Annotated in this window: 15 protein-coding genes; all 15 read left to right on the forward strand. The window is 45.9% G+C overall.

The window, feature by feature from the left end:
• Positions 1 to 82: 82 nt before the first annotated feature.
• Entirely contained in the window at positions 83 to 988 is a 906-nt protein-coding gene (gene murB / locus AC3WU2_RS01615; protein ID WP_379342659.1) for a UDP-N-acetylmuramate dehydrogenase, read from the forward strand.
• Positions 989 to 1,004: 16 nt separating this feature from the next.
• Positions 1,005 to 2,288 carry a UDP-N-acetylglucosamine 1-carboxyvinyltransferase gene (murA, locus tag AC3WU2_RS01620; RefSeq protein WP_018756676.1) on the forward strand — a complete coding sequence of 428 codons (1,284 nt, stop codon included), beginning with the start codon at positions 1,005 to 1,007 and terminating at the stop codon, positions 2,286 to 2,288.
• Between the two features lie 60 nt (positions 2,289 to 2,348).
• Complete coding sequence (locus AC3WU2_RS01625) at positions 2,349 to 3,113, forward strand: cell division protein FtsQ/DivIB (RefSeq protein ID WP_018756675.1); 765 nt, start codon at positions 2,349 to 2,351, stop codon at positions 3,111 to 3,113.
• 177 nt (positions 3,114 to 3,290) lie between these two features.
• On the forward strand, positions 3,291 to 4,535 hold the full coding sequence (ftsA, locus tag AC3WU2_RS01630) for a cell division protein FtsA (protein ID WP_018756674.1): 1,245 nt from the start codon (positions 3,291 to 3,293) through the stop codon (positions 4,533 to 4,535).
• Positions 4,536 to 4,593: 58 nt separating this feature from the next.
• Positions 4,594 to 5,709: a cell division protein FtsZ gene (gene ftsZ / locus AC3WU2_RS01635; RefSeq protein WP_018756673.1), complete on the forward strand. Its 1,116-nt coding sequence runs from the start codon at positions 4,594 to 4,596 to the stop codon at positions 5,707 to 5,709.
• Positions 5,710 to 5,900: 191 nt separating this feature from the next.
• Positions 5,901 to 6,830 (forward strand): sigma-E processing peptidase SpoIIGA, encoded by a 930-nt coding sequence (gene spoIIGA / locus AC3WU2_RS01640; RefSeq protein ID WP_492450706.1) that lies wholly within the window; start codon positions 5,901 to 5,903, stop codon positions 6,828 to 6,830.
• Positions 6,831 to 6,848: 18 nt separating this feature from the next.
• The gene (gene sigE / locus AC3WU2_RS01645) at positions 6,849 to 7,571 is read left to right on the forward strand and encodes an RNA polymerase sporulation sigma factor SigE (RefSeq protein ID WP_018756671.1); all 723 of its coding nucleotides are present in this window, start codon (positions 6,849 to 6,851) and stop codon (positions 7,569 to 7,571) included.
• A gap of 129 nt (positions 7,572 to 7,700) precedes the next feature.
• Entirely contained in the window at positions 7,701 to 8,483 is a 783-nt protein-coding gene (sigG, locus tag AC3WU2_RS01650; RefSeq protein ID WP_018756670.1) for an RNA polymerase sporulation sigma factor SigG, read from the forward strand.
• A 168-nt stretch (positions 8,484 to 8,651) separates the two neighbouring features.
• Positions 8,652 to 8,978, forward strand: coding sequence for a YlmC/YmxH family sporulation protein (locus AC3WU2_RS01655; RefSeq protein WP_379342672.1), 327 nt, complete (start codon positions 8,652 to 8,654; stop codon positions 8,976 to 8,978).
• A 224-nt stretch (positions 8,979 to 9,202) separates the two neighbouring features.
• The gene (gene pgeF / locus AC3WU2_RS01660) at positions 9,203 to 10,051 is read left to right on the forward strand and encodes a peptidoglycan editing factor PgeF (RefSeq protein WP_492450710.1); all 849 of its coding nucleotides are present in this window, start codon (positions 9,203 to 9,205) and stop codon (positions 10,049 to 10,051) included.
• A 7-nt stretch (positions 10,052 to 10,058) separates the two neighbouring features.
• Entirely contained in the window at positions 10,059 to 10,751 is a 693-nt protein-coding gene (locus AC3WU2_RS01665; RefSeq protein ID WP_379342676.1) for a YggS family pyridoxal phosphate-dependent enzyme, read from the forward strand.
• The gene (locus AC3WU2_RS01670) at positions 10,751 to 11,191 is read left to right on the forward strand and encodes a cell division protein SepF (RefSeq protein ID WP_018756666.1); all 441 of its coding nucleotides are present in this window, start codon (positions 10,751 to 10,753) and stop codon (positions 11,189 to 11,191) included. Before AC3WU2_RS01665 ends, AC3WU2_RS01670 begins: the two co-directional genes overlap by 1 nt.
• Positions 11,192 to 11,233: 42 nt before the next feature.
• Positions 11,234 to 11,479 carry a YggT family protein gene (locus AC3WU2_RS01675; protein ID WP_040674986.1) on the forward strand — a complete coding sequence of 82 codons (246 nt, stop codon included), beginning with the start codon at positions 11,234 to 11,236 and terminating at the stop codon, positions 11,477 to 11,479.
• Between the two features lie 7 nt (positions 11,480 to 11,486).
• On the forward strand, positions 11,487 to 12,266 hold the full coding sequence (locus tag AC3WU2_RS01680) for a YlmH family RNA-binding protein (RefSeq protein ID WP_492450714.1): 780 nt from the start codon (positions 11,487 to 11,489) through the stop codon (positions 12,264 to 12,266).
• A gap of 86 nt (positions 12,267 to 12,352) precedes the next feature.
• Positions 12,353 to 12,868, forward strand: coding sequence for a DivIVA domain-containing protein (locus AC3WU2_RS01685; protein ID WP_379342682.1), 516 nt, complete (start codon positions 12,353 to 12,355; stop codon positions 12,866 to 12,868).
• Positions 12,869 to 12,896: the final 28 nt, after the last annotated feature.

Consider the following 12,896-nt stretch of genomic DNA (forward strand, 5'->3'; position numbering starts at 1 on the left):
GGTTTATTCACACCGATTTGGAGTCGTATTCATGCCTGATGACGCTTCTCTTATTGAGATGCATAGAAGGAGGGTTCATTAGATGCAGCCGTTTATAACAGAATTAACTTCCGCGAACGTCGGTAAGGTGCTCTATAATGAGCCGTTAGCGAATTATACGACTTGGAAAATCGGAGGGCCTGCAGATGTCCTCATCATACCGGGCGGAAAAGAACAACTGGTGAAAACGGTCAAGCTGCTGCATAAGCATGGGATTCCTTGGACCCCTATTGGTAAAGGATCCAATATGCTCGTGACCGACAAAGGTATCCGAGGTGTTGTGATCAAGTTAGGTGAAGGAATGGATCACATCCAATTTACCGGCGATGAGGTTCGTGTGGGCGGCGCTTATTCTTTTATCACACTCAGCATTAAGGCGGGAAAAGAAGGCTTAGCGGGCTTGGAATTCGCAGGGGGCATTCCAGGAACGGTTGGCGGCGCTGTATACATGAATGCTGGAGCTCATGGATCAGATGTGTCACGTATATTAAAGGAAGCTGAGATTGTACTGGAGACCGGGGAATTGGTACGGTATACCACTTCGGAGATGCAATTTGCTTATCGACACTCCATCTTACAAGAGGTGAAGGGAATTGTTCTTGAAGCAACCTTCCAGCTCGAGCATGGAGATCGGAAAGAAATCGCGGCCGCTATGGCATCGTACAAAGAACGTCGAAGAAAAACACAGCCTTATCAGTTGCCATGCTGTGGCAGCGTATTTCGAAATCCGCCGAATGATTTCTCTGCGAGACTGATTCAAGAAGCGGGCTTGAAAGGTTATCGTGTTGGGGGCGCTGAAGTCTCGACGTTACACGCCAATTTCATTGTGAATACCGGGCAAGCGACAGCTAGAGATGTTCTCACCCTAATCGAGGAGATAAGGCAGACGATCCAGTCGAAGTATGGGATTTCGTTAGTGCCGGAAGTGTTGGTCGTGGGTGAGCGGTAAACTCGGAGGTGATACATTGGACAAATTGGTGATTGAGGGAGGGAGACCCCTATCAGGAACCATTCGTATCCATGGAGCGAAAAATGCCGCATTGCCGATTCTTGCAGCAAGCCTTCTGACGCGTGGAAGAATACAGCTTCATAATGTTCCGAAACTGCTGGATATTCAGGTCATGCTGCAAATCTTAGAGGATATTGGTTGTGAGACGCAGCATATCAACGATACCGTTGTTATTGATACAACCGAAGCGAATTCCTCGCATGTTCCGGAATCCTTAATGAAGCAAATGCGGTCTTCCATATTTTTGATGGGTCCGCTGCTGGCTCGTTTTGGGGAAGTGCAGATATATCAGCCTGGGGGCTGTGCGATCGGCGAGCGTAAGATTGATCTGCATCTCTGTGGACTTATGGAGCTCGGTGCTCAAATATTGCAGACGGATCAACGCATTATTTGCAGGGCGGAACAACTGATAGGCGCGAATATCCATTTAGACTTCCCTAGCGTTGGCGCGACGGAGAATATTATGATGGCGGCTGTCTTAGCCAAAGGCACGACAGTCATAACGAATGCGGCAAGAGAACCGGAAATTGCTGATTTGCAGAATTTCTTGAATCGGTTAGGCGCCCGAATTATCGGGGCGGGAACAGATACGATCACAATTGTGGGGGTTGAGGAACTGACACCTTGTTCATACGAGGTGATCCCGGATCGCATTGTCGCGGGGACGTTTATGATCGCTGCAGCAGCCACCAGAGGCAATGTCACGCTAACGCATGTAAATGCATCGCATTTAACATCTCTAATCCATGTATTAAGGCGTGCCGGTGTTGAAGTGGCAGTAGACGATGATATAATACAAGTAAGCAGTAAGGCGAGACCTATCGCTGTTGAACGTATCGTGACTTCGCCTTATCCGGCATTTCCAACCGATTTACAATCTCAGATTATGGTACTGCTGTCGTTGTCGGACGGATTTAGCATTATGAAAGAGACGATTTTCGAAGGTCGATTCAAACATGTCGACGAGCTGACACGAATGGGTGCGGACATCCGAACAGATTTGAATTCTGCTTTTATCCGGGGTGTGAACCGATTGTTCGGAGCAACGGTTGAAGCAACGGATTTACGCGCAGGGGCAGCGCTTGTCATTGCTGGATTGGCTGCGCAAGGGAAGACAATTATCGAACAAGTGCATCATATCGACCGCGGCTATGATCAGATTGAACGATTGTTCTCAAGTCTTGGGGCAACGATATATCGTGAATCGCAAGTAGCAAGGCAGCTTGACTTTGCAAATTAACCGCCTTCATCCCCTTCGCGAGTGCTGGAGGGGATCGAGGCTTTTATAGGTGGTATAGAAATGGTTAAGCAGCTCCCCGTATTAAAAGAGAAAAAAGTAAAGAAGAACACCAGCAGAAAGCTGCTTCTTATTCTGCTACTTCTTTTTGTCGTCATTCTAGCTGTTCTATTCTTTCGTTCGTCCGTGAGCAAGATTTCAGAGATTCAGATCACAGGTAACGATATGGTAGCAAAAGAAGAGCTGATCCTGAAAAGCGGACTTCATGTGGGAGATCAGTTTTTTGGGACAAGCAAGGGAACGATCCGCGATCGGATTCGAGAACTAAAGGCCGTTGAAGACGTAAAGATTGAACTTCAATTCCCGGGTGTCATCCATATCGATGTTCAAGAATTTCCAACGGTAGCGTATCAAATATCACAAGAAAACGGGCAGATTGCAGGTATACTTTCTAATGGGACGAATGTCTTGCTGCAGAAGGATCATATCCTCGTAGAGAAGCCAATTCTAACCCAGTGGAAGTCGGAGGATCCGCTTCTTGCACAACTGTGTAAACAGTTAGCGCTTATCCCTGATGAGCTGCTCACCGATATTTCTGAGATTATCCCCGACCCCACGAAAGCTTACCCGGATCGCATCAAGATGTATACCCGTTCACAGTTCGAAATTACTACATCCATTTCCTTATTAAAGGATAAGGTAGAGTATTTGAATAAAGTGATCGAGACACAGCAACCGGGTCAGATTACGATGCTAGCAGCAGATACGTATAAGCCGTTTGACCGCGTAACGTCGGACATTGAACAGGAAAAAGAGACTACTCAATAATGTGAAAAAATGTTAGAATGGTAGTTATAGTTTTGACCTCCTTTTTTTAATTTTGGTAAACATTTACCAATAAAAAAATTGTAGAAAAAAGAGGGAATACATAAAATTTGTTGAATATGTACAGAGTGTCATACAATGTTACTATTATACTTAGGTAGAAATAGGAGGTGCCACAGATTGAGCAACGGTGACATCATTGTTAGTTTGGACATCGGTACATCCAAAGTTCGAGCTATTATCGGTGAAATGAACAATGGAACCTTTAATATTATTGGAGTTGGATCTGCCGACTCGGAAGGTATTCGAAAAGGAGCAATTGTAGATATTGACCAGACGGTACAGTCGATTCGCAATGCTGTCGATCATGCAGAACGTATGGTTGGCATTCAAATATCGGAAGTTTTTGTCGGAATTTCAGGAAATCATATTGGGCTTCAATCGAGTCATGGCGTAGTTGCTGTGTCCAATGAAGATCGTGAGATCGGTGATGAAGATATTGAACGGGTGTTAAAAGCTGCGGAAGTGATTGCTCTCCCACCTGAGAGAGAGATTATTGACGTGGTTGCCAAACAATATGTTGTTGACGGGCTTGAAGGTATTCAAGACCCACGAGGCATGATTGGCGTACGCCTGGAAGTTGAAGCAACGATCATTACGGGTGCGAAGACAGCGATACATAACTTACTTCGATGTGTTGAAAAAGCAGGCTTGAAAGTAAAAGATCTAGTGCTAATGTCACTAGCAGCTGGGCAGTTAGCATTGTCCAAGGACGAGAAGACGATGGGATCTATTCTTGTCGATATCGGTGCAGGCGCGACGACCATTGCCGTATTCCAGAATGGGGCTATGATCGCAACTTCAACCTTGCCAATTGGCGGCGAATTCGTCACCAATGATATTGCCTACGGGCTCCGTACATTGACTGACCAAGCGGAGCGCGTGAAGCTGAAGTTCGGATGTGCTTATGGCCCGGATGCAGCTGAGGATCAAGTCTTCAAAGTCATTCGGATTGGCAGTAATGTCGAGAAAGAATTCTCCCAATTAGATCTAGCGGCGATTATTGAACCTCGCGTTCAGGAAATCTTCCAAATGGTGCGTCAAGAGGTTAAGAGATTAGGATATAGCGAGATGCCAGGCGGATATATCTTAACAGGTGGAACGGTATGTATGTCAGGCGTGTTAACAGTTGCCCAAGCGGAACTGGAAGCGACTGTCCGCATTGCGGTTCCTGATTTTATCGGTGTGCGTGACCCTGGCTACACGAGCGGTGTTGGTATTATTCATAGTGTTATTCGTACGGTTAGAATGCGTAATGCTTCGCCTGCGAAGAAAGCTGCGAATCGTCCCAAAGCGCCGAAGAGTGAGGAAGAAAAGCCGGGAATTTTTGATCGTATGAAGAAATTTTTTGAGGATTTCATATAAGATGTCAGGCATGAAGATATCCTGGGCAGTCTAGCGCAATGAGGGGGAGATGAAGATTATGTTGGAATTTGATTTTGAGATGGACTCGTTAGCCCAAATAAAGGTCATTGGCGTGGGTGGCGGCGGTAGTAACGCAGTCAACCGAATGATTGATAATGGCGTCAAGGGCGTAGAATTTATTACTGTAAATACCGATGCTCAAGCGCTTCATTTGGCAAAATCCGAGCATCGTTTGCAAATTGGTGATAAATTAACACGTGGACTTGGAGCAGGTGCGAACCCTGATGTGGGGAAGAAAGCTGCTGAAGAATCCCGTGAAGCGATTATGAATACACTGCGCGGTGCAGACATGGTGTTCGTTACTGCGGGTATGGGTGGCGGAACAGGTACGGGCGCTGCTCCAGTCATTGCTGAAATCGCTAGAGAATGCGGTGCATTAACTGTTGGGGTCGTAACACGTCCTTTCTCGTTCGAAGGCCGCAAACGTTCCACGCAAGCAGAGCTCGGTATAGAAGCACTGAAAGAAAAAGTAGACACACTTATTGTCATTCCGAACGATCGCCTATTGGAGATGGTGGATAAGAAGACACCAATGCTTGAAGCATTCCGTGAAGTCGATAACGTATTGCGTCAAGCGGTACAAGGTATTTCTGACTTGATCGCTGAACCAGCGTTAATCAACCTTGACTTTGCAGACGTGAAGACGATCATGACGGAACGCGGCTCTGCATTGATGGGGATTGGCGTTGCGAATGGAGAGAACCGCGCGGCCGAAGCTGCGCGCAAAGCGATTATGAGTCCACTTCTCGAGACCTCGATCGAAGGTGCTCGTGGTGTCATCATGAACATCACTGGCGGTATGAATTTATCCTTGTATGAAGTCAATGAAGCGGCTGAAATTGTTATCTCGGCATCCGATCCAGAAGTAAATATGATTTTCGGTGCGAGGATTGAAGAAGACATGAAAGACGATATCAAAGTAACAGTCATCGCAACAGGGTTCGAATCTAAACCGGTTAACATCCCTGGTCGCAGACCTGTGACTGCTGCACAACCGGAAGAGGCTCCAGAGACTCGTTCTGCAAGTCAATTGCGTCCATTTGGCAATCAGCCGGCGGGCGATCAATTGGATATTCCGACTTTCCTACGCAATCGTCCTCGTAATAATGATTAATTTCTTCTATTAGAGTCCATTTTACAGAATCCAAATTCTGTGAGATGGGCTTTTTTTTATTCATATCATTCCTCGAATTGTTTCTTCGACAAAAAAAGATGCACAGCTTCCCCATGTTTAGACAGACTTTGAATATGAGGTTTAATATACTAGTTTCATCCGTTGCCAAGTTCGATGGATAGGGTGAGGCGGTGAAGCGACTGGTTGTATATCTTGATCTCATTTTTCTCATGAATTTGCTCATTGATGGTGCATTATTATGGACAACGGCCTGGATGCGGAAATTAAAACCACGAATCTGGCGCTTGATCGCAGCGTCAATTCTAGGTGCTTCTTATGTCGTGATGATGTTCGCACCTGCATTATCTTTCTTGTTTACGTTTCTGATTAAATTCATGATGTCTTTGGGAATGCTCTGGATTGCATTTGGTTTTATCAGCCTACAAAACTACTTACGCAATATGGCTGCATTCTATGTCATAAATTTTGTGGCAGCGGGAGGCATACTAGGGCTCCATTACTTGACGCAGAATTCTGGCGATGTGTTAAATGGCATCTGGTTCTCGCACTCCGGTGGATTTCAATTTAACTTGAAAATTGGGTTTTGGATTATTGCAATTGGACTTCTCATGACATTCCTCTTATACCGTATGGTGATACGCAGCCGCGCGAACAAAGAGGCGATGACGCAATTTCTCGCACAAGTAGAGGTCTGGATCGATCAAGATCAGTCAAGCTGTGTCGGACTCATTGATACGGGAAATCAACTTACAGACCCATTAACGCGAAGCCCTGTCATTGTGATGGAGGCAGGACTTTGGCTTAATGCTTTTCCCGAAGGATGGATTGATCGGCTTCGTGATCTCTCTGCAGATCAATGGATTATGGAAATGCAAGATGCATCTGTTCCATGGCAAGATCGACTCCGAATGGTTCCTTATCGCGGGGTGAATCGTGGTAGTACACAGTGGATGATCGCGGTTAAACCGGATAAAGTCGTCCTAACCCATGGGGGAACCACCACAGAATGTACGAAGGTATTGATCGGGCTTGATGGCGGTAAGCTGTCGTCGGATGGCAGTTATCAGGCGATTTTGCATAGCGCGCTATTTCATCATTAATGTCTAGGAGGAGACGGAATGCTCTTAAAACTGAAATTGACAATGCAATTGAACTATTACCGGTTTCTTTTTTTGCTAGGGTTGAAGAGCGAAGAGATTTATTATATTGGCGGCAGCGAGGCCCTTCCTCCACCACTTACGCGTGAGGAAGAAGAATATTTGCTTACGAGACTGTCATCAGGTGATACGGCGATCCGGGCGATGCTGATCGAACGCAATCTGCGACTTGTTGTATATATCGCGCGCAAGTTCGAGAACACTGGCATCAACATTGAAGATTTGGTCTCGATCGGAGCGATTGGTCTCATCAAAGCCGTCAATACGTTCGATCCTGACAAGAAAATTAAGCTAGCGACTTATGCATCACGGTGTATAGAGAATGAGATTCTGATGTATTTACGTCGTAATAGCAAGATCCGTACCGAGGTATCTTTTGACGAACCGCTTAATATCGATTGGGATGGGAACGAGCTCCTGCTTTCTGATGTCCTTGGGACAGAGAACGATACGATATACCGGAATATCGAGGAACAGGTGGACCGTAAACTTTTACATAAAGCATTGGATAAACTATCGGATCGTGAACGTGTCATCATGGAACTGCGGTTCGGATTGACCGATGGGGAAGAGAAGACGCAGAAGGATGTCGCGGATATGCTCGGCATCTCCCAGTCTTACATTTCACGGCTGGAGAAGCGAATTATTAAACGGCTGCGAAAAGAATTTAATAAGATGGTGTAACCTATATCGGGCGCGGAGTAGACGTCGAAATGGGTCGAAGACGTGTCGAATCGTAACCTGAAAAAGGAATAAAAAAACAGCCCACGGAGATAATGTACATTAATGTTTCTCCTTGGGAGGTTGTACACGATGACCCGAAATAAAGTCGAGATTTGTGGTGTGGATACTGCTAAACTGCCAGTTCTAACGAACGCGGAAATGCGCGAATTATTCGTCGCCTTACAACAACAAAATGAACGAGCAGCAAGAGAGAAATTAGTGAATGGCAATCTAAGGCTCGTGCTAAGTGTCATTCAACGATTTAACAATCGTGGGGAATTTGTTGACGATCTGTTTCAGGTCGGCTGCATCGGTCTGATGAAAGCAATCGATAATTTCGATCTTGGTCAGAATGTTAAATTCTCTACGTATGCCGTGCCGATGATTATTGGTGAGATTCGGCGATATCTTCGGGATAATAACCCGATCCGTGTCTCACGCTCGCTTCGCGATATTGCGTATAAAGCGCTTCAGGTCCGCGACAGCTTAACGAATAAGAACGCGCGTGAACCGACGATCTTCGAAATCTCAGAGGCGCTGAACGTCCCGAAAGAGGATGTTGTATTTGCTCTAGATGCCATTCAAGATCCGGTATCGCTATTCGAGCCGATCTATCATGATGGCGGAGACCCGATTTATGTGATGGACCAGATCAGTGATGATAAGAATAAGGATGTATCTTGGATTGAAGAGATTGCACTTCGTGAAGCGATGCGCAAACTGAACGATCGTGAGAAAATGATCTTATCTATGCGGTTTTTCGAAGGGAAGACTCAGATGGAAGTGGCAGAGGAGATTGGCATATCCCAGGCACAGGTATCGAGACTTGAGAAATCGGCCATTAATCAGATGCAGAAGCATGTCAAATCGTGAATCTCTTGTTGCATGCAAAGTCCTAACGTGAATTCGTTAGGGCTTTTTTTGAAGCTTGTGTGCAGCTACGGTTTTCTTTTGAGGATCAGGACATTTTACGTCTTTTCCACATATATTTAGGATATATGGATTCGAACCCTAAAATTAAAAGATTAGTGGTGATGATGGGTGAAGATATCGGATTTTCAGACGAAGGATGTTATTAATATTGTGGATGGGAAGAAGCTCGGGCAAATCTCGGATCTCGAGCTGGATTTGCGTCAAGGGCGCATCAACTCGATTGTCGTGCCGAACTATAATAAATTTCTTGGTCTATTTGGCGGTGGCAACGACCTCGTAATCCCTTGGCGAAATATTGTGAAGATCGGCGCGGATGTTGTCCTTGTCAAAATGGAGGAGACACGGGTCACCAAACAGGACGAATATGAGCCGGCTTCAGACCGATACGAGCGGCTAGACCCGATGATGCGAGAGACACGATCTTACCCTAGTTAGTTCGTGTTCAAAAAGTCGGGTTTTCAGCACCTAAGAGTTTTCGGAGAAAACTGCTTCGTAAGCGTCTGCTTAGGTTGTGAGAATCTGAAGAAGGATGATCGCAAGATTCGATGTCGAATACGCTTCATGAAATACTTCGTGATCAAAAGACGACTTTTGAACAACCTCTAGTTAGTGAAAAGTAGTGCCGGCATATGGTACACTAGGGTTGAGGTGAATGAACAATGGAACCATTCGTACAACAGACTAGACCATCAGCACCTGCTCTATTTATGCTGGAACCTTGGGTATCGAAGGGATCAGATATTACAGCAGGTTTTTCTTCGAAAAATGGCGGTGTCAGCAGCGGCCCGTATGACTCCTTAAATTGTGCCTTTCATGTTCATGACCGGGATGAAGATGTCATCCGGAATCGGGAAGCGATTGCGGATGTGCTGCAGCTTCCATTCGAGGCATGGACTTGCGGTGAACAAGTGCATAGTAATCATGTGTTTGAAGTCAAAGCGGAACATCAAGGACTAGGACGTATGACAAGAGCGTCGGCTATCCAAGATACGGATGCATTGATTACAAATGTACCCGGCGTGTGGCTGACCTCTTTTTATGCTGATTGCGTTCCGTTATACTTCTGGGATCCTGTAGTGCGAGCAGTGGGGCTAGCCCATGCAGGCTGGAAAGGGACGGTATTAGAGATCGCCGGGAAGACGATTGAGAAGATGGGGGAGGCTTACGGCTCAATCCCAAGCAATATACGTACTGCGATTGGCCCTTCAATTGGCGCCTGCTGCTATGAGGTGGATGAGCATGTCATGCAGCATGTAGTGAATTTAGCGCATACGTTCTCGCTGACAGATCAAGACCTTCCAATTTATATTGCAAAGCCGAACGGGAAGTTTATGCTTGACTTGAAACAATTTAATCGACAGATTATGATAAAAGCAGGAATTTTACCGACAAATATCGAATGTTCTACGTGGTGTACAAGTTGTCAAGAGGAGGATTTCTTCTCACATCGACGCGATCAAGGGAGAACAGGTCGAATGATCAGCTGGATCGCAATAGAAAAGGAGTGATCTTCGCATGGCATTGCAAGAGCGAATCGAGCTCGTGGAACAGCGCGTGAATGAAGCATGTCGGCGTAGTGGCAGACTGCGTGAAGATGTACATATCATTGCAGTAACGAAATATGTATCACTCGCGATGACAGAATCCGTGCTGAAGCATGGATTAGAGCATATTGGTGAGAACCGTTGGCAGAATGCTGAAGAAAAGTGGAATGCGTTAGGGAATCAAGGAACCTGGCATTTTATCGGTCATTTGCAGACGAACAAAGTGAAAGATGTCATAGGCAAGTTCGCTTATATTCATTCATTGGACAGGCTGTCGCTTGCGAAGGAATTGAATAACAAAGCGGAAGCGCTACAGATGGATGTGAATTGCTTCGTCCAAGTGAATGTCTCTGGAGAGACATCGAAATATGGACTTGAGCCGGAGCAGTTGGTTCCATTCATCAAGGAAATGCAAGCATACCCTCGAATTCATATCGCCGGACTGATGACGATGGCGCCATTCGAGTATGAAGCAGAACAGACACGACCGGTCTTTCGCGGATTGCGAACTCTACGGGATGAGCTTAACCAGCTTGCAATCACAGAAGACCCCATTCAACACCTTTCCATGGGTATGTCCAATGATTTTGAGGTGGCAATTGAAGAGGGAGCAACTTGGATTCGACTCGGCTCTATTTTAGTAGGGGATAAGGAGGAAGTGTAATGGGCGTTATGAATCGATTTATGAATTTTCTGGGACTGCAAGAGGAAGAAGAAGTGGTCGAACGGGAGAAGATAACGCACGAAGAGGAACAAGAAATTGAAACCCCGAGCTTTGAATCACGTAAAAATGTAAAAGCAAGTAATGTGGTCAGCATCCACTCGCAGAAAAATGCCAAGGTGGTGCTCTATGAGCCACGTTCGTATGACGAAGCGCAAGAAATTGCAGACCATCTGCGTTCTCGCCGTTCTGTCGTTGTGAACTTGCAGCGGATTCGCAAAGACCAGGCGATGCGTATTATCGATTTCTTGAGCGGGACGGTCTATGCTTTGAATGGGAACATCTCGAAGCTTGGCATCAATATCTTTATGTGCACACCGGACACCGTTGAAATTCAAGGCGCAATCTCCGAAATCTTATCCGAGGAACAAGACTATAGCTAAAAGAGGTGACTGATTTTGGGGCAAATTGATTACTACATTTCCATGATTGGACAGATTTATTTATACATGATCATCGTGTATGTATTACTCTCTTGGGTGCCTAATGCGCGCGAGAGCTTTGTCGGGAATTTGCTTGCGAAGCTGGTCGAGCCGTATTTGAACCCGTTTCGTAAAATTATTCCGCCAATCGGAGGCATGCTAGACATTTCACCGGTTGTTGCGTTGTTCGTTCTGCAATTTGTCATTCAGGGTATCATTGCAGTCGTTCATTTCATTATCCCAGGGTGAACCTTCTATGAGTGACATTTACAATCATTTTCATCCGGATGAGAGGCCTTTTGTAGACCGGGCGTCGGAGTGGGTTACCAATGCAGGGGAATATCATGAGGCCAAGCTCACCGATTTTCTAGATCCAAGACAAGCTTTCATCGTCCAGACCTTGGTGAATCGGCATCCGGATGTTGCAGTAAGATTTGATGGGGGATACCCTGAGGCAGAGAGACGCCGCGCCTTCATCGCTCCGGATTATCGGCATTTGGAGAGCGAGAAGATGGGACTGGCCGTACTCTCCGTGACTTCTGGTGACCAGAAATTCATCGAACTCGATCATGGCGATTATATGGGCTCTATTCTAGGGCTCGGTATGAAGCGGGATAAGATCGGGGATATTCATGTACTCCCATCCGGATGTCATTGTATAGTGGAAGAGGAGATTAGTAATTATATCAATATACAACTTCGCCAAGTTCACCGGATTCAAGTTCAGACCGAAATTTTTCCGATCGAAAGTCTGCAGACAAGCACTTCACGATTGGAGGAGATGAACTTGACGGTGGCTTCTTTGCGCCTAGATGGGATTGCGAGTGATGCCTTTCGGATCAGTCGTACGAAGATTGTGGTACCCATTAAGGCGGGCCGTTGTCGTGTCAATTGGAAGGTTGAGGAGGATCCGTCGAAGCCGCTTAAAGTGGGGGACGTTGTTTCTATGCAGGGCTTAGGCCGTTTTAAAGTTCTTGAGATCGATGGCGTAACGAAAAAGGGCAGGAATCGTGTGAAAATCGGTAAATTCGTGTAGATCGATTGCAGGAATTTTAGAGTTCTTGTCGAAATGAATAGGCAATAGAAACAAGGTTTGTTGACTTTATTGGAGGTGCAGAGAGGATGCCGTTAACCCCGTTAGACATACATAATAAAGAGTTTGGCCGCAGACTGCGCGGATATGACGAAGATCAAGTGAATGAATTCCTTGATCAAGTAATTAAGGACTATGAGTCCATTATTCGTGAGAATAAAGAACTGCAGAACCAAATTTTCTCCCTGCAAGAGAAATTAGATCACTTCTCGAATATCGAAGAGACACTGAGTAAGACAATCATCGTCGCACAGGAAGCGGCAGATGAAGTGAAGCATAATTCGAAGAAGGAAGCGCAGCTGATTCTTAAGGAAGCTGAGAAGAACGCGGATCGCATTGTGAACGAATCCTTAGTGAAGTCGCGTCGTATTGCGCTGGAAGTGGACGAGCTGAAGAAGCAAGCGTCCATTTATCGTGCACGTTTCCGTACGTTAGTGGAAGCCCAATTGGAATTGCTTAGCCAAGACGGATGGGAAGCGTTAGAGAACCGGAACCAAGATAATCTCCTTGTTGAGCGTGAGCGGGAGGCGAATGAAGTCTATTAAGATATATGCCTTGATGAATGGCTTCGAT

It is taken from the genome of Paenibacillus sp. EB106-05-06-XG162 (assembly GCF_058791655.1).

Excerpts from the sequence above, each read along its gene's own strand:
- murB (WP_379342659.1), top strand. The coding sequence starts at position 83 with ATGCAGCCGTTTATAACAGAATTAACTTCCGCGAACGTCGGTAAGGTG.
- AC3WU2_RS01625 (WP_018756675.1), top strand. The coding sequence starts at position 2,349 with ATGGTTAAGCAGCTCCCCGTATTAAAAGAGAAAAAAGTAAAGAAGAAC.
- ftsZ (WP_018756673.1), top strand. The coding sequence starts at position 4,594 with ATGTTGGAATTTGATTTTGAGATGGACTCGTTAGCCCAAATAAAGGTC.
- sigE (WP_018756671.1), top strand. The coding sequence starts at position 6,849 with ATGCTCTTAAAACTGAAATTGACAATGCAATTGAACTATTACCGGTTT.
- sigG (WP_018756670.1), top strand. The coding sequence starts at position 7,701 with ATGACCCGAAATAAAGTCGAGATTTGTGGTGTGGATACTGCTAAACTG.
- pgeF (WP_492450710.1), top strand. The coding sequence starts at position 9,203 with ATGGAACCATTCGTACAACAGACTAGACCATCAGCACCTGCTCTATTT.
- AC3WU2_RS01665 (WP_379342676.1), top strand. The coding sequence starts at position 10,059 with ATGGCATTGCAAGAGCGAATCGAGCTCGTGGAACAGCGCGTGAATGAA.
- AC3WU2_RS01670 (WP_018756666.1), top strand. The coding sequence starts at position 10,751 with ATGGGCGTTATGAATCGATTTATGAATTTTCTGGGACTGCAAGAGGAA.
- AC3WU2_RS01675 (WP_040674986.1), top strand. The coding sequence starts at position 11,234 with ATGATTGGACAGATTTATTTATACATGATCATCGTGTATGTATTACTC.
- AC3WU2_RS01680 (WP_492450714.1), top strand. The coding sequence starts at position 11,487 with ATGAGTGACATTTACAATCATTTTCATCCGGATGAGAGGCCTTTTGTA.
- AC3WU2_RS01685 (WP_379342682.1), top strand. The coding sequence starts at position 12,353 with ATGCCGTTAACCCCGTTAGACATACATAATAAAGAGTTTGGCCGCAGA.